The organism is Pseudomonas sp. CP4 (genome assembly GCF_047758505.1).
Taxonomy (GTDB): Bacteria; Pseudomonadota; Gammaproteobacteria; order Pseudomonadales; family Pseudomonadaceae; genus Aquipseudomonas; species Aquipseudomonas fluorescens_AO.
On record NZ_CP180489.1, the window covers coordinates 490,417 to 512,995 of the forward strand.

Here is a 22,579-nt window from a genome sequence, read left to right on the forward strand (position 1 = left end):
GGTTGAACTCGCCGGACAATCCATCCCCTACCGTCCAGGACAACATGGTTTTTGCCGCCGCACAGGCGCCTCGAAACCATGCACAAAGCCATCGGCCGATGGCGTCACTGGTGAGGGCGGGCGCATGATCTTGATTACGGGTGGGACGGGATACATTGGTGCGCATGTCGCATTGCAATGGCTGGGCAACGGCGAGGATGTGGTGATCCTCGATAATTTGTGCAACAGCCAGCGCGCCGCAATCGAGCGCATCAGTACGCTGGCAGGCAAACGACCGGAGTTCATCCAGGGCGATGTACGCAATCGACGACTGCTCGACAATCTTCTGCACGATTATCCAATTGATGCCGTGGTGCATTGCGCCGGGTTGAAAGCGGTCGGCGAAAGCGTGCGTGAACCCCTGCGCTACTTCGACACCAATGTCGGCGGCAGCCTGACGCTGTGCCAAGCCATGGCCCAGGCCGGTGTATTCCATCTGGTATTCAGCTCTTCGGCGACCGTTTACGGCGACTGCGCTACCCTGCCGATCAATGAAGCCTGTGCCACCGGCCAGCCGACCAACCCTTACGGGATGTCGAAACTGATGTCGGAAAACATCATGAAGAGCGTCGCCAGTTCCGACCCGCGCTGGTCGATCGGTTTGCTGCGCTATTTCAACCCGATCGGTGCGCACCCTTCCGGCCTGCTCGGTGAGGCACCCACCAGCACGCCGAACAATCTGTTGCCCTACCTGTTGCAAGTCGCCAGTGGCCAGCGGGCGCAGCTGTCAGTGTTCGGCAACGATTACCCGACCCCGGACGGCACCGGCATTCGCGATTACCTGCACGTCGTCGACCTTGCGCTCGGGCACGTCTGCGCGCTCGACGCCTTGCGCGATCGCCATGGTGTGAGCATCTGGAACCTCGGCACCGGTCGCGGCTATTCGGTGCTGGAGGTGATCAGCGCCTTCGAACAGGTCACCGGGATCAAGATCCCATTGAGTATTGAAGCGCGGCGCCCGGGCGACATTGCGCGTTGCTGGGCGGATCCGCAAAAGGCTAGCGAAGAACTGGGCTGGCAGGCGAGCCGCTCACTGCAGCGCATGCTCGCCGATGCCTGGCGCTGGCAGTGCAATCAGCTCGGGCAGGATGACGTTCGCCAGGCCAATTGAACGTTGCGCACGGTCACTCATTATCGTGGCCGTGCGCGTCGGCACAGGACAATCGCCCGGACTCACCGCCGGCGATTCGTTCTGCCTGATCGATGCCACGCTTGAGCGCGTCTTCGACTTCCCATTCGATGCCGGGCAATTTCCTGATGCGTTCGTAAGCGCATTCGCCGGTTGCGGTGTAAACGCTGATGAACATTTCCACGTCGCCATCATTGGCCTCCCGTGCCCGCACTTCGATATGGCAGCCGTTTTCCACTTCTTCGGTATGGCACTTCTCAGCCTTTTCCGTCGCCTTCCATTTGTTGTAGATCTCACCGCGTATGAACATGTCGTACTCCTGGACTCAACTCGCTCATTTCAAATGAATTGTCCTCTCACGCAAAAACACCGCGTTTACCGAGAGGCATGTTCAGCATAGCCCGCCCGCTCCCGCTTGCCGTTTCGCTAGTTCAACCGTTCGTCAGCTTGGGTAACATTCTGTAAAACCAACGCCGGAATGCTTATTCAAAAAGTTCGAGGCCCAGGCGAGCGCAGATACAACTCGTTATTCAGCCGTAGGTGATAAGCCGGTACAGAAACAGTGTTTTCTGTCCATGACGAACTGTTGCCTGAACAAACAGGGATCGATAAAGAAACAGGGGGATGTATGAAGCGAATACTCAGCTATTGCCTGGTCTATCTCGCTACCAGCGTTCTGCTCGCCGGTTGCAACCTGGTGGTGTTCAACCCCAAGGGCGATGTTGCCCGAGATGAACGCGACCTGATCATCCTCGCCACGGGCCTGATGCTGTTGGTAGTGATCCCGGTCATCGTCATGACCTTCCTGTTCGCCTATCGCTACCGCGCAACCAACAAGAAGGCGCGTTATTCGCCGCGCTGGGCCAGTTCGCACAAGATCGAAGCGGTGGTCTGGGGCGTGCCGTTCCTGATTATTTGCGTACTCGGCTGGGTGACCTGGGAAACCACCCATGCACTCGATCCCTACCGCCCGCTGGATTCCGAGGTGCCGCACCTTAATGTGCAGGTAGTGGCAACGGACTGGAAATGGCTGTTCATTTACCCCGATCTGGGCATTGCCTCGGTCAATGAACTGGCGATACCGGTGAATACGCCGGTAAGTTTCACCGTCACTTCTGACGCTGCCATGACTTCATTCTTTATTCCTGCACTCGGTGGGCAGATATATGCCATGGCCGGCATGCAGACCAAGTTGCACTTGATCGCCAATGAAATCGGTCAGTACCGCGGGATTGCCGCGAACTATAACGGCCACGGTTTCTCCGACATGCACTTCAGCACCCTGGCACTCAGCGGCGCGGATTACGAAGCCTGGGTCAACAAAGTCAAAGCGGCGCCCGGGCAACTTGATCAAGCCAGTTATGCCGAGTTGGCCAAGCCTTCAGTGGCGCACAAGATCACTTATTACTCGGCTGTGCAGGAGCGACTGTTTCTCGACATCGTCGATAAGTATGAAGGGATGAACAAAGCACCACGCAAGAAGCAAACCCAAGTGCAACGCAACAGCGACGATGTGCGCGTCAATCAACAACCGAGTCTGCTGGCCGAGGAGCGTTAAATCATGTTCGGGAAACTTTCATGGGACGCGGTTCCATTGCACGAGCCGATTGTCATGTACACCCTGGCTATCGTCGGCCTGATGGGTTTTGCCCTGGTCGGTACCGTCACCTGGAAGCGCAAATGGGGCTACCTGTGGCGCGAGTGGTTCACTTCGGTCGACCACAAGAAGATCGGCTGCATGTACATCATCGTCGCGCTGGTGATGCTGCTGCGCGGTTTCTCCGACGCGATCATGATGCGCACCCAGCAGGCCATGGCATCCAGTGGTGGGCCGGGTTATCTGCCGCCGGAACACTACGACCAGATCTTCACTGCCCACGGTGTGATCATGATTTTCTTCATGGCCATGCCGTTCGTGGTCGGCCTGATGAATATCGTCGTGCCGCTGCAGATCGGCGCCCGCGATGTCGCCTATCCATTCCTCAACGCGCTGAGCTTCTGGCTGTTCGTGGTTGGCGCGGCGCTGGTGAATATTTCCCTGGGCGTCGGTGAATTTGCCCGCACCGGCTGGGTCGCCTACCCGCCCCTGTCCGAACTTGGCTACAGCCCCGGCGTCGGGGTGGATTACTACATCTGGTCATTACAGATATCCGGCATAGGGACGCTGTTAACCGGGGTCAACTTCTTCGTGACCATTCTGAAGATGCGCACCGAAGGCATGACTCTGTTCAAGATGCCGGTGTTCACCTGGAACGCACTGTGCACCTCGATCCTGATTCTCGCTGCGTTCCCGATTCTGACCGCGACCCTGCTGATGCTGACCCTCGATCGTTATCTGGGCATGCACTTCTTCACCAACGAGGCCGGCGGCAATCCGATGATGTACGTCAACCTCATCTGGGCCTGGGGGCATCCGGAGGTGTACATCCTCATCCTGCCAGCGTTCGGGATTTTCTCGGAGATCGCCGCGACCTTCAGCAGCAAGCGCCTGTTCGGCTATGTCTCGCTGGTGTGGGCGACGATTGCGATCACGATCCTGTCGTTCATCGTCTGGCTGCACCACTTCTTCACCATGGGCGCGGGGGCCAACGTCAACGCGTTCTTCGGCATCATGACAATGATCATTGCAGTGCCGACCGGGGTGAAAATCTTCACCTGGCTGTTCACCATGTATCGCGGCCGCGTGCGCTTCGAAACGCCGATGCTGTGGACGCTGGGCTTTATCGTCACGTTCAGTATCGGTGGCATGACCGGCGTGCTGCTGGCGGTGCCCGGTGCCGACTTCCTGTTGCACAACAGCCTGTTTCTGATCGCGCACTTCCATAATGTGATCATCGGTGGCGCAGTGTTCGGCTACATGGCCGGGCTGACCTACTGGTTCCCGAAAGCCTTCGGTTTCCGCCTCAACGACCGCCTCGGGCGCATCGCATTCTGGTGCTGGCTGGTGGGTTTCTACTTCGCGTTCATGCCGTCTTACGTGCTCGGTTTCATGGGCATGACCCGGCGCCTCAACCATTTCGACAACCCGGCCTGGCAACCGTGGCTGCTGCTGGAACTGTTTGGCGTCGGCATTATTCTCTGCGGTGTGTCCGCGCAGGCGCTGCAGCTCTACGTGAGCATCCGCAACCGCGCGAAACTGCGCGACCTCACCGGCGACCCGTGGGACGGCCGTACGCTGGAATGGGCCACGGCCTCGCCGCCACCGTTCTACAACTTCGCCGAGCAACCGAAAGTCAACGACCTCGACGCCTACTGGGGCATGAAGGAGCGCGGCGTCAGCACCCTCAGTCACACCGACTATCGCGCCATTCACATGCCGCGCAACACCTCCGCCGGCCTGGTGATCAGTGTCTTCGCGCTGATCTGCAGCTTCGCCCTGGTGTGGCATATCTGGTGGCTGGCGATCTTCGGCCTGGTCGCTTCGGTGGTGGCAATGATCGTGCGCAGCTACGACGAAGACATCGATTATTTCGTCCCGGCGCAGGAAGTGGCGCGGATTGAAAAAGCGCGTCTCAAAGACTTGGCGGAGGCTTGAACATGTCCAATATCGTTCTGGATAAAGACATCGCGCACAGCCATGAACATGGCCATGAAGACGCGGGCTCGATGCGCATTTTCGGTTTCTGGATCTACCTGATGACCGACTGCATCCTCTTTGCGACGCTGTTCGCAGGCTATGCCGTACTGCGAGACAGCGTCGCTGGCGGGCCCTCGACCGTCGACATTTTCGAATTGCCCTACGTCCTTGTCGAAACCGCTTTGCTGCTGTTGAGCAGCATCACCTACGGCTACGCCATGCTGGCGATGAACCGCAATGACAAAGCCCACGTGCTGCGCTGGCTCGGCGTCACCTTCGTGCTGGGTTGCGGCTTCATCGCCATGGAGATCAATGAATTCCATCATCTGATCGCAGAAGGTTACGGGCCGGATCGCAGCGGTTTCCTCACCGCGTTCTTCACCCTCGTCGGCACCCATGGCGCGCACGTGCTCAGCGGGCTGGTGTGGATGGCGGTGTTGATGCTGCAAGTGCGCAGCCGTGGCCTGACCAATACCAACACCACGCGCTTGAGTTGCCTGAGTCTGTTCTGGCATTTCCTCGATGTGGTGTGGATCTGCGTATTTACCGTGGTTTATCTGCTGGGGGTGGTGTGACATGTATAACCAGAGCCCGATTCATAGCAGTGCCGGCACCAGCCATGGCACCAGTCGTTCATACATGGTCGGTTTCATCATTTCGGTGATTCTGACGGTGATTCCCTTTGGTTTGGTCATGTACCCGACGTTGCCACGCAGCGTCACCGCTTGGGTGGTGGTCGCACTTGGCGTAGTGCAGGTCTTCGCCCACCTGAAATATTTCCTGCATCTGGACACCGCCAAGGAGCAACGCTGGAACCTCAGAGCGCTGATCTTCTCGGTGGTGATCATTCTTCTGCTGGTTGGGCTTTCGCTATGGATCATGGACAGCATTCACCACAACATGCTGGCGCACTGAAGCAATGGCGGCTGTCGCTGCATGTCGGGCTGGAACTGACCAAGCCCGGCATCATCGTCGGCAACCTGGCTTCGGTGTTCGGCGGCTATCTGCTTGCCGCCAGTGGCCGCCCTGTGTCCCTGGCGCATTTATTGGCCGCCCTGCTCGGCACCGCGCTGGTCATTGCTTGCGGTTGCGTGATCAACAACTGCGTCGACCGCGACATCGATCGGCGCATGGTGCGCACCTGTCATCGGGCCTTGGCGGTTCGCGCTGTGTCGTTGCCCAGTGCGTTTTGCTACGCGGCGGTGCTGGGTGTGATCGGCTTCGGCTTGTTGTGGGTCGGCACAACAGCCTTGGCCTGCGCCATGGCGGCAGTCGGTCTGATGGTTTATGCGGGCGTCTATACCTGCCTGATGAAACGCCGTTCGCACTGGGGCACGCTGGTCGGCAGCTTGTCCGGAGCCATGCCGCCGGTGGTCGGTTATTGCGCGGTCACCGGCAGCTTCGATGCCACGGCGCTGATGCTGATCGTGGTGTTTTGCTGCTGGCAGATGCCCCACTCCCACGCGATCACTGTCATGCGCCACGAAGACTTTCGCGCCGCCGGGTTACCGACCTTGACCCTCAGCCAGGCCCGACGCGAAATCAATCTCTACATGGTCGCCTTCCTGATCAGCGCAGCGATATTGGGCTGGGTAGCGGCTATCAATATTTCCTATCCGCTGGTGGTGCTCGGGCTGGGCGGCTACTGGTTTTATCTGACGTTGCGACCGGTGCGCAATGCCAATGCGAAAGTCTGGGCGCGGCGCATCTTCAGCGTATCGATCCTGCTGATTCTGGCGCTGAATCTTTCCCTGGCGTTGAACGCCGTACTGCCCTCGCCCTCTGCGCTCTACCGCTCATCGGGCGTGGAGGAAAATCATCAAACGCAGGTACGGCGCGGGTTATCAGAATCGGTAACGACCGCGTTTACAGACTATCTGGAGGAAACCCATGGCTAACGATCCTTCAACATCCGCTTGCGCCTGCCCGGGCTGCACCTGCAAGTGCAGCGGCGAGCAAACTTTCGAGCGCGACGGCAAGCAGTTTTGCAGTCAGGCCTGCGCGGATCTGCACCCAAAGGGCCAACCCTGCCCCTCTTCGGCTTGCCATTGCGAGCAGAACCTTGGGGCCGATGAGCGCAATGTGAGTGACTCGAAACTGGATCAAGCGGTTGAAGAAACCTTCCCCGCCAGCGATCCGATTTCACCTTGATCCGGCACGAGTGCTCGCCTTCGAGGCACTTTTTTACATCAGCAGGAGACAACGAAATGGACGAGGAAACCATCCGCAAAATCGCCTACAGGCTTTGGGAAGAACAAGGTCGGCCGCACGGTAATGATTTCGAGCACTGGTTGCAGGCGCGCGCCGAATTGGATGCGTTCGATTCCGATGGCTTGCCGGGTTCGGTCGCCAGCAGCGTAGCGCCGCCGGCACCACGGAAAAAGGCCAAGGCAGCCAGCGCTGCTCCTGCAACCAGAACGCGCAAGAAAACCACGTCTGCTGCCAAATGATCGATCTTCAAAGCCGCGTGCTGGCGGGAGGAATGGGCTCGTGAAGCGCGGCATCAATCTGGTGCTGGCGGCGTTCGCGCTGACGGCGTTGTCCTACGGTCTGGCACGCTTCGCCTATGGACTGCTGCTGCCGCAGATTCGTCAGGATCTGGCCTTGAGTGTGTCCGCTGCCGGATGGATCGGCGGCAGCGCGTTTGCGGCGTATTGCGTGGGCATCGTCGCGACGTTTGTGTGCAGTGGCAAAGTCAGCCCACGCGGGTTGACGGTCATGGCCGGCGCGGCGGCGGCGCTCGGGATGGGCTTGATGGTGCTCGCGTCGTCCGGACTGGCGTTGGGCTGCGGCGTGGCGCTGGCGGGATTGAGCACCGGTCTGACCTCGCCGCCATTGGCCAGCGCAGTGGCGGCGCGTCTTGATGATGCGGATCGACCGCGAGCCAATGGTTTCATCAATGCCGGGACGGCGGCCGGGATTGTCTTTTCCGGCGTGGCAGCGATAGTGGCTGCAGGACAATGGCGCCAGCTCTATGCGCTGTTCGCCTTGATCGGCGTCGGCGTAACGGTGTGGCTCTGGTTTGCGGTACCGCGCCGGGAGGTACATGACGTCGCGCAGAATTTTTCTCTGCCAATGTTGCGTCGGCCGGGCGTACTGCCGCTGTGCGTCAGTGCCTTTCTGATGGGGTTGGCGAGCACGGCGATCTGGACATTCGGTGCCGACATTCTGCGCAGCGAGGCTGGATTTTCCAATCAGTCGATTGCCTGGGCCTGGATCGTGTTGGGCGCCGCGGGCATCAGTGGTTGCGCAACCGGTGTGCTTACAGACCGCTTTGGTGTCGCACGCATGCAGCATTTGGCGCTCGCAGGGATCGCGGCCGGCACGCTGGGGCTTGTCGCCACTGGCGCTTCTGCCATTTACGGCCTCGCCGCGATGAGCCTGTTTGGCGCGGCCTACATCGTTTCTTCAGGGGTTTATCTGTTGCAAGGCATCCGCTTGTTCCCGGATCGCCCGGACTTGGGATTGGGCATCCCGTTTCTGGTGTTGGCACTCGGTCAGACCGCCGGCACACCGATTTTCGGAGCAGTGCTGGAGGCGACAGGTGTGACCGTTGCCCTGTGTGTTTTTGCGGCGGCCGCCTGCGTCGCCATGCTCCTGAGCCCCCGAGGTGGTGAAAATCCGCGCAGGCAAATGTGCGGATCAGGAATGGCCTGAGGCTTGGAGCGCCAATGATTTTTATCGTCAGGAGTAGAAACCATGGCCGTAAACATCAGCAATCTCACCCTCTCCACTCCGGTTCCCGTCTCGGCGACCAATTCGGTGGCACTGGAGCTCAACGGAGCCCAGGCGATCGCGCAATTCCCCAGTATCGTCACGATCCTGCCGGACGGATCACTGCAACTGTCCGCCCCCACCAAAGGCGCCTCGAGCAAGAGCACTCACCGCACCCGCTGCGAATGGAAGGAAGCGACCTACTGGTCGCTGGCCAGCGCCGCTGACCACCTCAACTATCAGGAGATGACCGTGACCAAGGTCAACTCAGCGCAGAAAGTGGTGATCTCGCAAATGCATGTGAAAAACGACGACAGCCCGGCCATCAAGGTGTTCTGGCAAAAAGGCAACATCACCATGGGCTTCCGCCAGAGCTTCAATCAGACCACTCCGATCAACACCACGGTGCTCAAAGGCGTGCCGCTGGGTGCGAAGTTCAAGGTGACCATTCGAGCGAACTCTGCCGGCGTGGCTCGAGTCACCGTCGACTACAACGGCAACATCGGCACATCGGGTGACTTGCAGCTGGATGCCTCGTGGAATTCGCAGGTGTTCAACTTCCATGGCGGGGTCTACAACCAGATCGACTACACCGAAGCCACGCCGCCTGAGGATGGCTCGATCTGCATCATCAGTGATTTGTTGATTTCGCATACCTAGGGGCTGAAATGAACAAGGGCCTGCGTAGTTTTCGCATGCATGGCCCTTTTTCGGAGCTCAGCCCGATGATTGGTTTCCAGCCTCCATTGGAACCTCAAAACAGCCTGCGTCCTAACGTCGCAGCCTTCGGCTATTGGCAAATCCTGCGCAAGCCTTAGAATCCCGCGCGCTCTTGCAGAGGTCCGGTCTGGTCATAGACAAGCCTATCCTAGACTGGCCATGCCTCATTGACGTACGGCCGATGCCACCACCCTGCCCGATCGGCAGACACTTGCACAACACCTGTCCCAGCCTGGCAACCGCACGCGCAGAGGCGCACGTTGCGCTGTTCGATTTCTTGAGGTTTTTATGTCTCCGCGTTTGCTGGCCATGGCGCTGGCGCCCCTGCTCGGGCTGTTCATTATTGCTCTGGGCAATGGTTTTCTTTCCTCCCTGACCACGCTTCGCCTGGACGCCGCCGGCGCCTCGGCGACGATGATCGGGGTTGTTTCATCGGCGTATTTCATGGGGCTGACGCTAGGCGCAGTGTTCAATGACCGGCTGATTCTGCGCATCGGCCACATTCGTGCCTACGGCAGCTTCGCCTCGCTGATCGCCGTGACGATCCTGTTGCAGGGTCTGTTCTATGACACTTGGGGCTGGCTGGTCCTGCGCCTGATCAACGGCTGGGCCACGGTCGGTGTGTTTCTGGTAATCGAGAGCTGGCTGCTCTTGGCGGGTGACGAAAAGATTCGCGGGCGCTTGCTCGCGCTGTACATGATCGTCCTTTATGGCGCTGGTGTTTTGGGCCAGGCCACGCTGGGGACCATCACCGGCATGAGCGACAGCGCGCCGTTCATGGTCGCCGGCATGCTCGCTGCGTTGTCGGTGCTGCCCATCGTGATCCTGCCGCGAGTGTCGCCGCTACTCGATCAGGTCGAGCCGCTCAAGCCTCGGCAGCTGCTGGGCGTGACGCCGACCGGGCTGGTCGGCTGTTTCGGCTCGGGGGTGACCATCGCCGCAATCTACACCTTGTTGCCGCTGTATCTGCAACGCAGCGGGCTGGACGTCGGTGAAGTCGGCAGCATGATGGCCTGGACGATCCTCGGCGCGATGCTGCTGCAATATCCGGTCGGACGCTGGTCCGACCGCACCGATCGCTTGCAGGTACTGACCCTGCTGACGGTGGCGTGCACACTTTTGTCACTGGTGATTGTGCTTGTGCCGCTGTCCTCGACAATGCTCGCCGCGATGCTGTTTCTGCTCGGTGGCGGCGTCTTCGCGCTGTATCCGGTTGCCGTCAGCCACGCAGCCGACCGCGCGCCCGCCGAAGCGCTGGTGCCGATGATCCAGGGCTTGCTGCTGATCAATTCACTGGGCTCGGCCATCAGCCCGATGATGATTTCGCCGGTGATGAACTCGTTCGGCGCCAACGGCCTGTTCTGGGTATTCGCAGTGGTCAACCTGAGCATGGTCAGCTTTTTCTTCTGGCGCCGCGGCAAACGCCCGGTGCCGGCCAACCCCGCACCGTTCACCGCCGCCGCGACCTTTTCGCCGACGGGTGCGGAGTTGCGGGTTACCGAGGACTTGCGCGTGGCCGCTGAGGAACATCCGGCCATGGTCGATGCGATCAGCGGGGAGTTGGTGGCGCAGGCTGAGACCAGTACCGCGGGCAACTGAAGAGTCAGACGTCGGAAGGACGCCTGACTCCGTGTGGATCAGCAACTGCCCGGCGGGATGCCGTCCTTGTTGAAGTCCTTCAAGCGCTCGCGCTCTTCTTCAGTGGAATGCGCCGGGGTTGATTGATCCGGTTCTTCTTCTGGTAGTTCGGTTTTTTCGTCAGTCATGGCACTGCCCTCGTTGTCGTTGTTATTTCGGCATCGGCGAGGGCTGGCAGTTCCGGACTCGGACCATTGCCTCGCCATGACGATTGCCAGTAATAGGTCGACTCGGTATTCACGCCCCAGGTCGTCAGCGTGCTGTTGGTATAGGAGAGGAACGGTTGCAGGAACGTCTGGTTGACCTTGTCCCTGTCAGCCGGCGGGCTTCCATCCAGCTCCCAGAGGTGATTCGCCAAGATGCCATGGGTCCAGCCATTTTGGGATCAGGATCGCCAGGCCGGCACCGAGTATTCAGCCAACTTCAGTCGGTTGTCTGGGTGAAAAGAACAAGCTTTGAGTGATATCACCAACGCCGCGAGACCGTGCCGATCGATGGCCGGCAGAATCGTGTGGGATATGAGCAGCCCGTTCTTGCAGACGATGTATGGCTCACGTCAAAAGCGCCAGGTCGCGCCTGCGCCGATTATGTGCAGCGCAGCGTTGCGGTAAGTGCCTGATAGCGTGTCCCCTGAACGCGACTTGGTTTGATCGACCTCCATGTCTCCCAGCCATACAAGGGTATAGGCGGCATGTACGTCCAGGCTTTCGTCGACTTGATAATTCAACCCGGTAGCCACACGCCAAGCCTCTCCCATGGGATTATCGACGGTTCGGTCACGGTCATTGACCGCAGAGCTGTCATAGCCCAGGCCAAAGCTCCAACGTACGCGCGGGTTGACCTGATATTGCGCGCCCAGGGATGCGTGCCAGGTGTCTTTATAGTTTCGATCGGCTGTGCGGGACACTTCGGCAGCACTGGCATCAACCTCTACGCCGATGTCACCAAACTCACTCCAGTCTTGCCAACCGAGACTGCCGAGCAGCTTCCATCTGGAATCCAGATCATGCGCGACACTCAGCAGCACGGTTTGCGGCACCGACATATCGAGCTCCAGGGAATCAACATCCAACCGTCGAAGTGCAGCATTGATGATCGGATTATCAACTTTGCGCACCGTCGGACTGTCCTTGAACTCCAAGTCGATCTTGCTGGTGTAGGCCAAGCCTATTTGCGTGCTTTCATTCAGCCGGTAGAGCAAGCCGAGATTCAGGCCCACCCCTGTGTCGGTATCCTTGAATTCAAGTTGACCGTCGGGGCTATCGCGCAGCCCCAGCAGGTTGTTGTTGATCGCCGTTTCATTTCGATAGTAGGCATACATGATGCGTGGTCCGATGCCTATGGAGAGGTCATCGGTAACCTTATGCGCGAAGGTCGGCTGGAACGACACTCCGATAATGGCTGCCTCCTGGTTGAAATAGCGACCAGCCCAATCGTCGTCGTAATCCAGTGCCAAACCAAAGTTGCCATACATGCCGAATCCAACAGCGGATCGTTCGTCAATTTGATGACTGACGAAAAAACTGGCTCCGGGCAGGTATTGCAATGCGTTGCCACCCTCATTGCCACCGAACTGATTGCCACTGCCGCGAGAAAATCGCATATCTCCCAGAATCACCTGGGCATTGGCGCTCACTTGAGTCCCGCTCAGTTGAGTGATCCCTGCTGGATTGCTCATCAGTACACTCGGATCGGCTGCAAGCGCAGCGGCTCCGGCATTGGCAAGACCATTGCCTTCCTGGCCCGCCTCGTAAATCAGGATGCCCCCGGCTGACGCGCTGCCACACAGCAGCGTGGCAAATCCGAAAGCCACTGGAGTCATGAGTCGATGAGAGTTGCTGCCTCTATACATTGCGCGTCCCCTGCGAAACCATCAGGCAACCCCATCACGGCATCGCCCGTTGATGCGAAAGTTTGGCGGCCACCTCGATATTGCTGCTGCGAAATACGAACGTGGCCTTTTAGCAAGCTATTTGGTTTTCAATTGCTCGTAGGACGTGACCATGTCCCTGGCTCATACATCAAGAACCGCTTTGATGTCGTTGGCCCTCATGACTTGGGCAGAATTATCCAAATCTGCATGGCTATCGAATCGAGACTCATCTCTTAAAGCTCCTTGTGATCGGAAAGTGCTAGCCCATAGGCGCTGATGACAAGTTCAAGCAAAGGTAGTTGGAAACAATGATTCGTCTAGCGACAGACATGCTTCTATCGGGAGGAAAGCTCCCATGAAAATGAGAACCAAGGCCTATATTTTGATTGTTTCAAAAATATCAAAGTGCCGGTTTTTCGGAGCCTGACACCACTATCCAGTTATTTCTTCTTACGCTTTCAACGACTTGTACGGGTCAGAATTTTGTCAAGGTTTCTGCAACCATGGCCCCAACATCTGCAGCGCGCCCCGGCCACCACGGCGCAAGGACGCGACGAGCGGCAACCAGGTGACATCCGTTGTAACAACTTGCGAAGCAGGCATGAGGCGCACTTCGCCGGCAGTTCCACCCGCAGGTCCGCCGTCAGGCATGTAGATGGGTTCACGCGCTTTCTTCAGGCAAGACAAATGGCAACATGGCTGCATTCAGGTATGGCGTAAGCAATTGCCGTATGACTGTTGAGTCGCGCCTTTGCCGCAGCATCGAGCGTCATTGGATTGACCGCTCCGGTCGCGGTTTCCCTGATTGCCGCACCGACGCCAGGAACACTGCGATTTCCGGGTCAGTCCGCAAGGCGTGGAGGATGAAATCCTGCATGGGGTGAACTCCCTTGGGCAGCTATCACTGATCTCGGGGGGCTTGCGCAGGCGCGGTGAACCACTTTTCCGGCGGCACACGCTTCTCGTCCGGCGGATCGCCCAGATAATGCGGCGACATGATCTGCACGCCGTACTCGTTGAACACATCCTGAATATTGGCGTGCAGCATGCTCAGCAGCACCGCGCGTGGGCGTGGTTGGCTTGGGATCGCTTGAGCGACCAGTCGGTATTCCGGGTAAAAGTCCGAAAGTGCCGTCTGGAAAACCTGCGCTGGCGGATCTTCGAGCACACCCGGCGTGCGTTTCGCCGCCTCCAGTAACATCGCCTCCACCTAGCGCATCCAAAGGTAGCTTTGAAAAACAATAAATTTTTATAGGCAAAAAAATGAATCAAGCTCTACTCTACGAAATCGCTAAACGCACCGGATTTATTGTCACATTATTCTCGGATCATCCGGATTTTTTTTCATCCTGGTCGCTACGGGTAAGAAAGCACGATGAGTCATATATGATCGATCAAGACGGAAGAGATGGATGGATAATTTTCTACAAGGAAATCGCTCCAAACAAATATCAAGAACTAGACAAAAAGATATCCCACTCGATGAGTGATGATGAGAAGGCAAATACCTGTGAGACATGGCTTAAAACCGTTTGAAGGTGAAGAAAATAGCTCACCCGAGTGCTTTGCGGAGCCAAGCAGTAGCGAGTGCTGCGAGAGGGCATGACTAGCGATACTACTTCGTTGAAAGACAGCTCCATCTGTGCTATCGCATTGCGTTCAGAATCGTCGTAGAACGTACCTACTCGCAGCCGGCGCGCCACCCGATAGGCGCGTTTGTCAGTTCCTCCACAGGGTACTATCACTACCATCAAAGCAGATGAAGTCACAATTGGTTGGAGAAGTACCAGTGTTAACCGATCTAGAAGCGCGCGTAGTGCTCAAAGAACTGATCGAGAAATACCTCAAGGGAAAAGATCCCGAGTACGACCGTCTGATCGAAATTGTTCGGAATCCTTCGCGGCAGGTTCCGATCAGGGGCGTACTCGTGGACATTAGGCGGTACAACGAGGTTCAGTACTCGCAGCAGGAGCTAGAGCTGATCGACGCCCTTTTGTACATGTATGGCTGAGACAGACCGCACCGTTGGCGAGCAAATGATAGAAATATGAACGCACACGATCAGTCAGCGCTAAAGCTTTGCAAGACCAATCAAGCGCTTCAACTCCTTCTAGTCCTTTTCTGATCCCTAGCATTGACGTCGATACCACTTATGAAGGGGGACCTATCGGCGATAAGCGATCAGCCTTGCCCGTCAGCTATCGGCCAGAAGCGGACGTTCGAACCTAAGGTAATGCGATGAAGAGAAAACCAAGAATGAGTGCACCTCTGACCAGTAACGCAGCAACCCAGCCTGGGCCTGGCTGGACGTTTGACCCTGATCGCATGATCCGAATAGCCGATTGTCATTCGATCATCGAAGTACTTCGCCACATCAAACACAGCGGGCCGGAATGGGCGCATCATAATGTCCGAATTTGCTTTCCCGGCCAATCAAATGCCTGGGCTCTGGTGTACCCGCTTCAGAATGCCAGTGCCCCGTACTTTGACTTCATGTATATCCACAAAGAGCCTCCTCAGGAAGTGCTGTCCGCGCTGCTAAGGAAGTATCCACAGTGTTCCGTCATCGACTGGTCGCCCGGACGCTTGGCCTGCATCGAAGCTCAGGGGGTGGATGTTGAGACGCTCGCTGAAATTATCCGGGATCTAGCTGAAGCTGCTTGGGATGAGCACATCACGTTCGTCGATGCTTCGTACGAGGAAATGGGTAAAGCGTGCCCCCAGAGCGAACGGTCGACCTTAGCTTCCCAAGCGCGCGCGCACAGACCAGGTCTTGGGCAACAATCGACCAGACGGGAACGCTACGCAGGTCACCATAATCGAAGGGATGTTTGTTATGAGCCACCCTTACAACGACTTGAGGGCCGATTTCGTTGAGGCAACACAGTCTCACAGCAAGTGGATTCGAAGCGCTCATTATTTACAAGCAAGGAGGCAGCATGAACATTCAGTTTCTTAGCCATGAATAGGTCTGCGAACTGACTGGAGCTAAAACCAAAGCAGGTCAGATTACTGTGCTGAAGCGCAATGGCGTTCGTCACACCATCAAGTGCAATGGCTGGCCCTGCGTGATTGCCTCGGCGCTAACAGGAGTAGCTACAAGCGCGCCAGAAGCTCCGACTTGGCAACCTCGCTTGGTGGGATAAATGGGACGAAGACCAACAAAGCCGGGAAGCATTCCTCGCCTGCGCGAGCGAAAACGCGGCAGCACCATCTATTATCTTTATGACACTGGCGGGAAACCACGCAAGGAAATCCCGCTAGGTACCGATTACGGCCTAGCCATTTTAGAGTACGCAAAGCTCGAAAAAAGCCGAGTTTCTCAAGCATTGACGCAAACCGTTCTTACTTTTGCTTACGTGGCCGAGCTATATATGAACGAGGTGGTCCCCACAAAAGCCCATGCCACCCAGAAGGACAACGCCCGCGAACTGAAAAACCTCCTCCTGTTCTTCAACGACCCACCCGCCCCTCTAGAGGCTATCGAACCGAAACATGTCAGCCAGTACCTTCGTCATCGCGGTAAGACAGCCCCTATTCGTGCAAATCGGGAGAAAGCGTTACTCAGTTCCATCTGGAACTTTGCTCGCGAGAATGGCTATACATCACTGGCTAATCCTTGCTCAGGCGTGAAGGGCAATAAAGAAAGCGGTCGCGACATATATGTCGAAGATGACGTTCTCGCCAGAGCCTACCAGCATGCCGATCAACCATTGAGAGATGCTTTGGACCTTTTCTATCTAACAGGACAGAGGGTCGCAGACACACTAAAGATGGATGAGCGCGACATAAAAGACGGGAAGCTTTCCGTACAGCAAGGCAAGACCGGGGCTAAGCGAAGGATCGAGATTATTGGTGAACTCAAAATCGTGATCGATCGAATCATGGCGCGAAAGGCCGGACACAAAATCAGATCAACACGTCTGGTAGTTATCGACTCTGGGCAGCCGATGACGCCCAGTATGCTCAGGAAAAGGTTCGATGACGCCAGGGAAGCAGCCGGAATTCCAAAGGAGAATTTCAGATGCGCGACTTGAGAGCTAAAGCAGCGACGGATAAGGAGGAGTCGACAGGCAGCATCCGAGAGGCTCGGGACCAGCTCGGGCACACAACAGTCGGTATGACTGAGCAGTACATCAGAATGCGTAAGGGGATGAAGCTCACCCCTACGAAGTGACTAACGGTCACGAATTGCGGAAAAGATTTTTTGATTGCGGAAAAAAGAACAAAGGGCTTGCACGAGGTATGTCATGCAAGCCCTTGATATTCGTGGTGCCCGAAGCCGGAATCGAACCGGCACGCCCTTACGAGCGGGGGATTTTAAGTCCCATGCGTCTACCAGTTTCGCCATTCGGGCGGTAGCGCGGTGTTGCTTTGTTCAGCCTTGCGGTTGCGGTCCTGACAGGATGGCCGCTTGAAAAGCCGAGCGGGGAATATATACATCACGTCCCGGTGAAGCAAGTTTGGAGCGCGCGATTTGAGAACTAAATATCGCTGACCGCGAAAAATCAAAAAACTCAAGAAATCAGGGAGCTACGGAGTTTGTTTGAAGTCGACGCCGAGGTTACTGGCAAATCGCAGCAACCCGACTGGAAATTGGGCCGATAGACTCAAAAGATTCAGATGCTCACGATCACGTTAGCTGCACGGGTGACAGATGTTTCATCGATTGAGATTATGAGCAGGCAACCCAAGACTGGACGGGGTGTCTACGCTAAAGGATGGCCTCGAAAGCGATGAAAGGTAATTAGCACGCCCCCTTCACCACGATCACGCCTCACAGAACGTCACCAGAGCAGAGCTCAGGGATGTACAAGCAATCAGGAGATTTGATTCCATGCAAATGAGTGACACCGTTCTAAAAGCGTCTTTAAGCCAAGAGGAGCGCTCGGCGATCGCCGAGATCGAAGCGACCACCAATATCCTGCAGCTCGTCACCCGTCTGACCGGTACACGCTTTGCCGGAATCGCAAAATTCACGGAAACGGAATGGATTGTATGTTCGGCGTACGATCCGATTGAACTGGGAATAAATGTCGGCGATACGCTGGATCTGGAAACCACCCTTTGCAGTGAGTTTCGACGAAATCCCCAAGCCCTCTTCCTTCCACAAATCAGCAAGGATGGACGACTGTCGTCACGTCCTGTGGTGAAGCAGTATTCAATTGAAAGCTACGCAGGCGCGCCTGTTTTCCTGCCGGACGGGAGACTCTGGGGTGCCTTATGTGCTCTGGACTCAAGGGCTGTTCTGTTTGACAACCCCGATCTTGCAGAGACACTGACGCTGTTCGCGCGGCTCATTGGCTGCATCTTTTTCTCGAATCTGACGGTGGAAGGTGCCAGCCACATTCAGACCGGATCGTGCTTCGCTGATTGACCCTCCGCAAACATGTGAACACCACGTTTTTTTGCAGACAACAAAAAACCCCGTAGATCATAGATCTACGGGGCTTTTGATAGTGGAGGCCGAGGTCGGAATCGAACCGGCGTAGGTGGATTTGCAATCCACTGCATAACCATTTTGCTACTCGGCCTCAAAGTATTCGCTGTCAGTAGCGCAACAACAAACACTGTACAAATTGGAGCGGGAAACGAGACTCGAACTCGCGACCCCGACCTTGGCAAGGTCGTGCTCTACCAACTGAGCTATTCCCGCTTGGTGTGGCGCATTCTATAGAATTAAGAAGCCCCGTCAACCCCTTGATTCAAAAAAGTTTTATTTCTTTTCGACATCGGTCTTCAGGTGCGGCCAGGCGGCGCGAAGGTATTGAACCATCGACCACAGGGTCAGCCCTGCCGACACTATCAGCAGCGTATAACCGAGCACAACCCAGAAGCTGAACGCCTTTGGATGGGCCAGCAGAATCACCAGTGCGAGCATCTGCGCAGCGGTTTTCCATTTGCCCAGATTTGAAACTGCAACCTGTGCCCTGGCGCCGAGTTCGGCCATCCATTCGCGCAGCGCCGAAATAACGATCTCGCGACCGATGATGACCGCGGCTGGCAACGTCAGCCAGAGATTACCGTGTTCCTGCACCAGCAGGACCAGAGCAACAGCGACCATCAGTTTGTCGGCGACCGGATCGAGGAACGCACCGAACGGTGTGCTCTGCTCCAGTCGGCGCGCCAGGTAACCATCAAGCCAGTCGGTTGCGGCCGCGAAGGCGAACACCGAAGCGGAGGCCATGTAACTCCATTCGTAGGGCAGATAGAACAGCAAAATAAAGATCGGGATGAGCAGGACGCGTAGAACGGTAATCAGATTAGGGATATTCATCGGCACAACTGGCTACGAGGTGAAGGGGCATTCTACTCACTATGCAGGTTCGCATAAATCGACTCTGCGAGCTTTTTACTGATCCCCGGGGCTTTGGCGATCTCTTCGATGCTTGCACGAGACAGCTCCTGCAATCCACCAAAATGTTTCAACAGATCCCGACGACGAGTCGGCCCTACCCCTGCCACGCCTTCCAGCGTTGAGGTGCGGCGTGTCTTGCCGCGACGCGCGCGATGCCCCGTAATGGCGAAGCGGTGCGCCTCGTCGCGGATCTGCTGGATGAGGTGCAGGGCAGGCGAATCGCCGCGCAAGGTGAACTCGTGGGCCGCATCATTCAGATACAACGTTTCAAAGCCAGCCTTGCGGGTGGCGCCCTTGGCGACGCCCAACAGGATCAGATCCGGTACGGCCAGTTCGTTGAGCACATCGCGGGCCATCGACAGTTGGCCTTTGCCACCGTCGACCAGCAGGATGTCGGGTAGCTTGCCCTCGCCGTCCTTGAGTTTGCTGAAACGGCGGGTCAGCGCCTGATGCATGGCCGCGTAATCGTCGCCGGCGGTGACGCCTTCGATGTTGTAACGGCGGTAATCCGACTTGATCGCGCCCTCCGGACCGAACACCACACAGGAGGCAACCGTCGCCTCACCACTGGAATGACTGATGTCATAGCATTCCAGGCGTTGCGGTGGCTCATCCAGATTCAGCACCTCGGCCAGCGCGTCGAATCGCGCAGCGGTGTGCTGACGGTTGGCCAGGCGCGCGCCCAACGCTTGCTCAGCGTTGGTCACGGCCAGTTGCTGCCAGCGTGCGCGGGTTCCGCGCACCCGGTGGCTGATGGCCAACTCGCGGCCGCGCAAGGTATGGATGCCTTCGATCAGCGCTGGAAAATCGTCGTGAACCACGTTGACGATCAGCTCGCTCGGCAAATCGCGTTCAGGGCTGCTGATGTAGTACTGGCCAAGGAACGCCGCCATGACTTCGGAGACGTCTTCCTCGATGCCGACCTGCGGGAAGAAATTCTTGCTGCCCAGCACTCGGCCGCCGCGCACGCTGATCAAGTGGACACAGGCGCCGCCAGGGTTGACGAATGCGGCAATGACATCGATATCGCCGGTTCCGCCTTCCATACTCTGCTGGTCCTGCACCCGACGCAGCAAGGCAATCTGGTCGCGTAATTCGGCGGCGCGTTCGAATTCAAGATTGATCGCCGCTTCTTCCATCGCGGTGGACAGCTCGTTGGTCAACGCATGACTGCGACCTTCAAGGAACATCACCGAGTGGCGCACGTCCTCGGCGTAAACGTCAGGCTCGACCAGACCCACACAAGGCGCCTTGCAGCGCTTGATCTGGTATTGCAGACAGGGCCGCGTACGGTTCTTGTAATAGCTGTCTTCGCACTGACGGACAAAAAAGGTTTTTTGCAGAATGCTCAGGCTTTCACGGATAGCGCCGGCACTTGGATACGGGCCGAAGTACTTGCCCTTGGCCTTTTTGGCGCCGCGGTGAATGCTCAGACGCGGAAATTGCCCGTCAGAGAGAAACACATACGGATAGGATTTATCGTCGCGCAGCAGGATGTTGTATGGCGGCCGCCACTCCTTGATCAGTGTCTGTTCAAGCAGCAGCGCTTCGGTTTCGTTGGCGGTGATGGTCGTCTCGACCTGAGCGATACGCCCGACCAGTGCGGCAGTCTTGGGTGCCAGCCCGGTTTTGCGAAAGTAGCTCGCCAGACGTTTCTTCAGGTTTTTCGCTTTGCCCACATACAGCAGGCGCGCCTCGCTGTCGAACATGCGGTAGACGCCGGGCCGACCGCTGACGGTCGACAGGAAAGCACTGGAATCGAATGTCTCGGTCATGGTCAGGCGCTGGCATCCACCATGCCGTGACGCACCGCGAGCAGTGTCAGCTCTACGTCGCTGCTGATCGAAAGCTTCTCGAAAATGCGGTAGCGGTAGGTGTTCACGGTTTTCGGCGACAGGCACAACTTGTCGGAAATGATCTGGACTTTCTGGCAGCCGACAATCATCAAGGCGATCTGGATTTCCCGTTCCGACAAGGCATCGAACGGCGAATCATTGGTTGGCTGGAATGATTTGATCGCCAACTGCTGAGCAATCTGCGGACTGATGTAACGCTGCCCGGCGAAAACCAGTCGAATGGCCTGAACCATCTCCGGCAGACCCGCGCCCTTGGTCAGGTAACCGGCGGCGCCGGCCTGCAGCAAACGCGTCGGGAAAGGGTCTTCCTCGCACACCGTAACGGCAACCACCTTGATGTCCGGGTGGCTGCGCAGCAGTTTTCGTGTGGCTTCGAGGCCGCCGATGCCGGGCATCTTGACGTCCATGAGCACTACGTCAGGCTTCAACTCACGGGCCTTGATCAGGGACTCTTCACCTGACTCGGCCTGACCCACCACCTGCAGGCCATCAATATCGGCCAGCATCCGTGTAATGCCTGTGCGAACGAGATCATGGTCGTCGACCACTAGCACCCTAATCAAGCAGACACCTCGCGATATGGTCTTATTGGGATGCCGGACACCTTAGCAAAAAGTGCCAGACAGACCTAGCGGAAAGCCGCATTTAAAAAGTTTCAATTCATCATTCAGGGCTTGCCGGCTGCGGGTTTCAGAGCACAGCTGTACTCAGATCGAGCTGCATCCGCAGGAAACACTCATCCCTGCCCACAATGCGAAGTCCTTTGCGCGCATAGAGTTTTTGGGCCGGGTTGTTATCGAACACCGTCAACCGCAGTGCCGGTCGCCTCGCCTGACGAGCCATTTCGACAACCTGACCAATGGCCCAGGAGCCGGCGCCCTGCCCTTGCCAGGCCTGTTCAATCTGTAATTCGCGTATGTACAGCGCCCGCGCATCCTGGCTCAGACTGAAAAAGCCGATCAGCGTTTCATCCTGAACGATCATCCAGTTATCACGGTACTGCCAGCCTGCGTCGAACGCTTCGTCCTGCCACAACAGATCGTGGTCAATGTAATAGCGCAGCATGTTCCGGCATGTCAGATCCCGCGAGAAAGCCAGGTCATCACCGGTGGCATGCCGAGTCCGGTAGCTCATTCTCCGCCTCCATTAACTGCAAAAAAAGTTCATTTCACCCGCATCGCTTGCAACTCGATAGTCATATCGACCGGCAGGCAATAGCATTTTCCGATTGCTGACGCGCATCGGCGTCGAGTAAGCTCGGCGCATTCAACGGAGAAAACCATGTTCAACGCCCTTCCACAGATTCGCATCGCCAGCGCCCCGCGCTCGATTGCGCCTGTCCGGGTGAATGACGTGTGCGCTCCAGTCAACTTTTATTTTGGGTATTGGTTTAGCCACTGGCGCGCCTGATACCCAAACGGCGCCCATGATAACGGGTCGCCTACCAGAGATTTCTCAACCCCCGGTCGGCCTCCCGACCGGGGGTTTTGTTTTTTCAGGCCCGACATTTTCGAGCACCACACCAGACACTTTGAGGATTACACCATGAACTACAGCACTTATTACCGTTACGACTGCTTCAGCGCCTGGCGATTTACCAGCCTCCGCTCGGGACAGCCTGCCGCCTCCGATCGGTCACCCACAGGTGGCAAACACACACGCCCAGCCAGTACGG

The 22,579-nt window shown here is 57.2% G+C and carries 24 protein-coding genes, 3 tRNA genes and 3 pseudogenes; 18 read left to right on the forward strand and 12 right to left on the reverse strand.

Translation table 11 applies throughout. The features are described from left to right. Positions 1-124: 124 nt before the first annotated feature. Complete coding sequence (galE, locus tag ACMYUN_RS01955) at positions 125-1,150, forward strand: UDP-glucose 4-epimerase GalE (protein ID WP_415762610.1); 1,026 nt, start codon at positions 125-127, stop codon at positions 1,148-1,150. A gap of 13 nt (positions 1,151-1,163) precedes the next feature. Here galE and ACMYUN_RS01960 read toward each other — a convergent pair whose 3' ends face one another. Beyond that, positions 1,164-1,478 carry a hypothetical protein gene (locus ACMYUN_RS01960; protein ID WP_129998615.1) on the reverse strand — a complete coding sequence of 105 codons (315 nt, stop codon included), beginning with the start codon at positions 1,476-1,478 and terminating at the stop codon, positions 1,164-1,166. 318 nt (positions 1,479-1,796) lie between these two features. Between ACMYUN_RS01960 and cyoA the strand changes: the two genes are divergently transcribed. The 11 genes from cyoA (at position 1,797) to ACMYUN_RS02015 (ending at position 10,778) form a co-directional block, all read left to right on the forward strand. After that, the gene (cyoA, locus tag ACMYUN_RS01965) at positions 1,797-2,726 is read left to right on the forward strand and encodes a ubiquinol oxidase subunit II (protein WP_415762611.1); all 930 of its coding nucleotides are present in this window, start codon (positions 1,797-1,799) and stop codon (positions 2,724-2,726) included. A 3-nt stretch (positions 2,727-2,729) separates the two neighbouring features. Continuing rightward, the gene (gene cyoB, locus ACMYUN_RS01970; protein WP_039760284.1) at positions 2,730-4,703 is read left to right on the forward strand and encodes a cytochrome o ubiquinol oxidase subunit I; all 1,974 of its coding nucleotides are present in this window, start codon (positions 2,730-2,732) and stop codon (positions 4,701-4,703) included. A gap of 2 nt (positions 4,704-4,705) precedes the next feature. Then, positions 4,706-5,320 carry a cytochrome o ubiquinol oxidase subunit III gene (locus tag ACMYUN_RS01975; protein ID WP_415762612.1) on the forward strand — a complete coding sequence of 205 codons (615 nt, stop codon included), beginning with the start codon at positions 4,706-4,708 and terminating at the stop codon, positions 5,318-5,320. Position 5,321: 1 nt separating this feature from the next. Next, entirely contained in the window at positions 5,322-5,660 is a 339-nt protein-coding gene (cyoD, locus tag ACMYUN_RS01980) for a cytochrome o ubiquinol oxidase subunit IV (RefSeq protein WP_016774550.1), read from the forward strand. Then, positions 5,618-6,643 carry a heme o synthase gene (gene cyoE, locus ACMYUN_RS01985; RefSeq protein WP_415762615.1) on the forward strand — a complete coding sequence of 342 codons (1,026 nt, stop codon included), beginning with the start codon at positions 5,618-5,620 and terminating at the stop codon, positions 6,641-6,643. Before cyoD ends, cyoE begins: the two co-directional genes overlap by 43 nt. Then, positions 6,636-6,896, forward strand: a complete 261-nt coding sequence (locus ACMYUN_RS01990; RefSeq protein ID WP_080769387.1) for a metallothionein — start codon at positions 6,636-6,638, stop codon at positions 6,894-6,896. The genes cyoE and ACMYUN_RS01990 overlap by 8 nt, the downstream gene beginning before the upstream one ends. Before the next feature lie 56 nt (positions 6,897-6,952). Further along, positions 6,953-7,195 (forward strand): DUF2934 domain-containing protein, encoded by a 243-nt coding sequence (locus ACMYUN_RS01995; RefSeq protein WP_039760278.1) that lies wholly within the window; start codon positions 6,953-6,955, stop codon positions 7,193-7,195. Positions 7,196-7,235: 40 nt separating this feature from the next. Continuing rightward, positions 7,236-8,402, forward strand: a complete 1,167-nt coding sequence (locus ACMYUN_RS02000; protein WP_415762616.1) for an MFS transporter — start codon at positions 7,236-7,238, stop codon at positions 8,400-8,402. Between the two features lie 42 nt (positions 8,403-8,444). After that, a complete protein-coding gene (locus ACMYUN_RS02005) occupies positions 8,445-9,119 on the forward strand; it encodes a polysaccharide lyase family 7 protein (protein WP_415762617.1) in 675 nt (224 codons plus the stop codon). Between the two features lie 8 nt (positions 9,120-9,127). Beyond that, entirely contained in the window at positions 9,128-9,277 is a 150-nt protein-coding gene (locus ACMYUN_RS02010) for a hypothetical protein (RefSeq protein WP_415762619.1), read from the forward strand. Between the two features lie 190 nt (positions 9,278-9,467). After that, positions 9,468-10,778: an MFS transporter gene (locus ACMYUN_RS02015; RefSeq protein ID WP_415762621.1), complete on the forward strand. Its 1,311-nt coding sequence runs from the start codon at positions 9,468-9,470 to the stop codon at positions 10,776-10,778. A 38-nt stretch (positions 10,779-10,816) separates the two neighbouring features. On the opposite strand, the gene ACMYUN_RS02020 is transcribed toward ACMYUN_RS02015, so the two are convergent. The 4 genes and pseudogenes from ACMYUN_RS02020 to ACMYUN_RS02035 all read right to left on the reverse strand — a co-directional run. After that, positions 10,817-10,945, reverse strand: coding sequence for a hypothetical protein (locus ACMYUN_RS02020; protein ID WP_268747866.1), 129 nt, complete (start codon positions 10,943-10,945; stop codon positions 10,817-10,819). An 80-nt stretch (positions 10,946-11,025) separates the two neighbouring features. Further along, positions 11,026-11,367: pseudogene (locus tag ACMYUN_RS02025) on the reverse strand (transporter); the annotation flags it as partial. Between the two features lie 6 nt (positions 11,368-11,373). Beyond that, on the reverse strand, positions 11,374-12,639 hold the full coding sequence (locus tag ACMYUN_RS02030; protein ID WP_415762623.1) for an OmpP1/FadL family transporter: 1,266 nt from the start codon (positions 12,637-12,639) through the stop codon (positions 11,374-11,376). A 952-nt stretch (positions 12,640-13,591) separates the two neighbouring features. Further along, positions 13,592-13,900, reverse strand: a pseudogene (locus ACMYUN_RS02035) (mechanosensitive ion channel family protein); the annotation flags it as partial. A gap of 176 nt (positions 13,901-14,076) precedes the next feature. On the opposite strand from ACMYUN_RS02035, the gene ACMYUN_RS02040 reads away from it, so the two are divergent. The 5 genes and pseudogenes from ACMYUN_RS02040 (at position 14,077) to xerC (ending at position 16,867) form a co-directional block, all read left to right on the forward strand. Continuing rightward, the gene (locus ACMYUN_RS02040; RefSeq protein WP_415762625.1) at positions 14,077-14,226 is read left to right on the forward strand and encodes a hypothetical protein; all 150 of its coding nucleotides are present in this window, start codon (positions 14,077-14,079) and stop codon (positions 14,224-14,226) included. Between the two features lie 280 nt (positions 14,227-14,506). Next, positions 14,507-14,701: a hypothetical protein gene (locus ACMYUN_RS02045; protein ID WP_415762627.1), complete on the forward strand. Its 195-nt coding sequence runs from the start codon at positions 14,507-14,509 to the stop codon at positions 14,699-14,701. Between the two features lie 245 nt (positions 14,702-14,946). Then, positions 14,947-15,567 carry a hypothetical protein gene (locus tag ACMYUN_RS02050; protein ID WP_415762629.1) on the forward strand — a complete coding sequence of 207 codons (621 nt, stop codon included), beginning with the start codon at positions 14,947-14,949 and terminating at the stop codon, positions 15,565-15,567. Positions 15,568-15,668: 101 nt separating this feature from the next. Then, the gene (locus ACMYUN_RS02055) at positions 15,669-15,836 is read left to right on the forward strand and encodes a DUF4224 domain-containing protein (protein ID WP_415764019.1); all 168 of its coding nucleotides are present in this window, start codon (positions 15,669-15,671) and stop codon (positions 15,834-15,836) included. After that, positions 15,837-16,867: pseudogene (xerC, locus tag ACMYUN_RS02060) on the forward strand (site-specific integrase). A 93-nt stretch (positions 16,868-16,960) separates the two neighbouring features. Here the strand turns inward: xerC and ACMYUN_RS02065 are convergent. Continuing rightward, positions 16,961-17,047: transfer RNA gene (locus ACMYUN_RS02065), tRNA-Leu, on the reverse strand. 486 nt (positions 17,048-17,533) lie between these two features. On the opposite strand from ACMYUN_RS02065, the gene ACMYUN_RS02070 reads away from it, so the two are divergent. Beyond that, complete coding sequence (locus tag ACMYUN_RS02070; RefSeq protein WP_165368406.1) at positions 17,534-18,067, forward strand: GAF domain-containing protein; 534 nt, start codon at positions 17,534-17,536, stop codon at positions 18,065-18,067. A gap of 83 nt (positions 18,068-18,150) precedes the next feature. Here ACMYUN_RS02070 and ACMYUN_RS02075 read toward each other — a convergent pair. From ACMYUN_RS02075 to ACMYUN_RS02100, 6 genes are all read right to left on the reverse strand, one after another. Then, positions 18,151-18,224: transfer RNA gene (locus ACMYUN_RS02075), tRNA-Cys, on the reverse strand. A 46-nt stretch (positions 18,225-18,270) separates the two neighbouring features. Then, a tRNA-Gly gene (locus ACMYUN_RS02080) sits at positions 18,271-18,346 on the reverse strand. Positions 18,347-18,406: 60 nt separating this feature from the next. Continuing rightward, positions 18,407-18,967 (reverse strand): CDP-diacylglycerol--glycerol-3-phosphate 3-phosphatidyltransferase, encoded by a 561-nt coding sequence (pgsA, locus tag ACMYUN_RS02085; RefSeq protein ID WP_016774513.1) that lies wholly within the window; start codon positions 18,965-18,967, stop codon positions 18,407-18,409. 32 nt (positions 18,968-18,999) lie between these two features. After that, positions 19,000-20,823 (reverse strand): excinuclease ABC subunit UvrC, encoded by a 1,824-nt coding sequence (gene uvrC, locus ACMYUN_RS02090; RefSeq protein ID WP_122750776.1) that lies wholly within the window; start codon positions 20,821-20,823, stop codon positions 19,000-19,002. 2 nt (positions 20,824-20,825) lie between these two features. Further along, positions 20,826-21,467 (reverse strand): UvrY/SirA/GacA family response regulator transcription factor, encoded by a 642-nt coding sequence (gene uvrY / locus ACMYUN_RS02095; RefSeq protein ID WP_024012761.1) that lies wholly within the window; start codon positions 21,465-21,467, stop codon positions 20,826-20,828. Positions 21,468-21,594: 127 nt separating this feature from the next. Next, a complete protein-coding gene (locus tag ACMYUN_RS02100; RefSeq protein ID WP_039758560.1) occupies positions 21,595-22,038 on the reverse strand; it encodes a GNAT family N-acetyltransferase in 444 nt (147 codons plus the stop codon). Between the last annotated feature and the right edge of the window lie 541 nt (positions 22,039-22,579).

Bases quoted from the DNA above. Each gene is read 5' to 3' on its own strand.
- ACMYUN_RS02015 (WP_415762621.1), top strand. From the start codon at position 9,468: ATGTCTCCGCGTTTGCTGGCCATGGCGCTGGCGCCCCTGCTCGGGCTG.
- uvrC (WP_122750776.1), bottom strand. From the start codon at position 20,823: ATGACCGAGACATTCGATTCCAGTGCTTTCCTGTCGACCGTCAGCGGT.
- galE (WP_415762610.1), top strand. From the start codon at position 125: ATGATCTTGATTACGGGTGGGACGGGATACATTGGTGCGCATGTCGCA.
- cyoA (WP_415762611.1), top strand. From the start codon at position 1,797: ATGAAGCGAATACTCAGCTATTGCCTGGTCTATCTCGCTACCAGCGTT.
- ACMYUN_RS01990 (WP_080769387.1), top strand. From the start codon at position 6,636: ATGGCTAACGATCCTTCAACATCCGCTTGCGCCTGCCCGGGCTGCACC.
- ACMYUN_RS02020 (WP_268747866.1), bottom strand. From the start codon at position 10,945: ATGACTGACGAAAAAACCGAACTACCAGAAGAAGAACCGGATCAATCA.
- ACMYUN_RS02070 (WP_165368406.1), top strand. From the start codon at position 17,534: ATGAGTGACACCGTTCTAAAAGCGTCTTTAAGCCAAGAGGAGCGCTCG.
- ACMYUN_RS02010 (WP_415762619.1), top strand. From the start codon at position 9,128: ATGAACAAGGGCCTGCGTAGTTTTCGCATGCATGGCCCTTTTTCGGAG.
- pgsA (WP_016774513.1), bottom strand. From the start codon at position 18,967: ATGAATATCCCTAATCTGATTACCGTTCTACGCGTCCTGCTCATCCCG.
- ACMYUN_RS02040 (WP_415762625.1), top strand. From the start codon at position 14,077: ATGATCGATCAAGACGGAAGAGATGGATGGATAATTTTCTACAAGGAA.
- ACMYUN_RS02005 (WP_415762617.1), top strand. From the start codon at position 8,445: ATGGCCGTAAACATCAGCAATCTCACCCTCTCCACTCCGGTTCCCGTC.
- cyoE (WP_415762615.1), top strand. From the start codon at position 5,618: ATGGATCATGGACAGCATTCACCACAACATGCTGGCGCACTGAAGCAA.
- ACMYUN_RS01975 (WP_415762612.1), top strand. From the start codon at position 4,706: ATGTCCAATATCGTTCTGGATAAAGACATCGCGCACAGCCATGAACAT.
- ACMYUN_RS02030 (WP_415762623.1), bottom strand. From the start codon at position 12,639: ATGACTCCAGTGGCTTTCGGATTTGCCACGCTGCTGTGTGGCAGCGCG.
- cyoB (WP_039760284.1), top strand. From the start codon at position 2,730: ATGTTCGGGAAACTTTCATGGGACGCGGTTCCATTGCACGAGCCGATT.
- ACMYUN_RS01995 (WP_039760278.1), top strand. From the start codon at position 6,953: ATGGACGAGGAAACCATCCGCAAAATCGCCTACAGGCTTTGGGAAGAA.
- ACMYUN_RS01960 (WP_129998615.1), bottom strand. From the start codon at position 1,478: ATGTTCATACGCGGTGAGATCTACAACAAATGGAAGGCGACGGAAAAG.
- cyoD (WP_016774550.1), top strand. From the start codon at position 5,322: ATGTATAACCAGAGCCCGATTCATAGCAGTGCCGGCACCAGCCATGGC.
- ACMYUN_RS02050 (WP_415762629.1), top strand. From the start codon at position 14,947: ATGAGTGCACCTCTGACCAGTAACGCAGCAACCCAGCCTGGGCCTGGC.
- ACMYUN_RS02100 (WP_039758560.1), bottom strand. From the start codon at position 22,038: ATGAGCTACCGGACTCGGCATGCCACCGGTGATGACCTGGCTTTCTCG.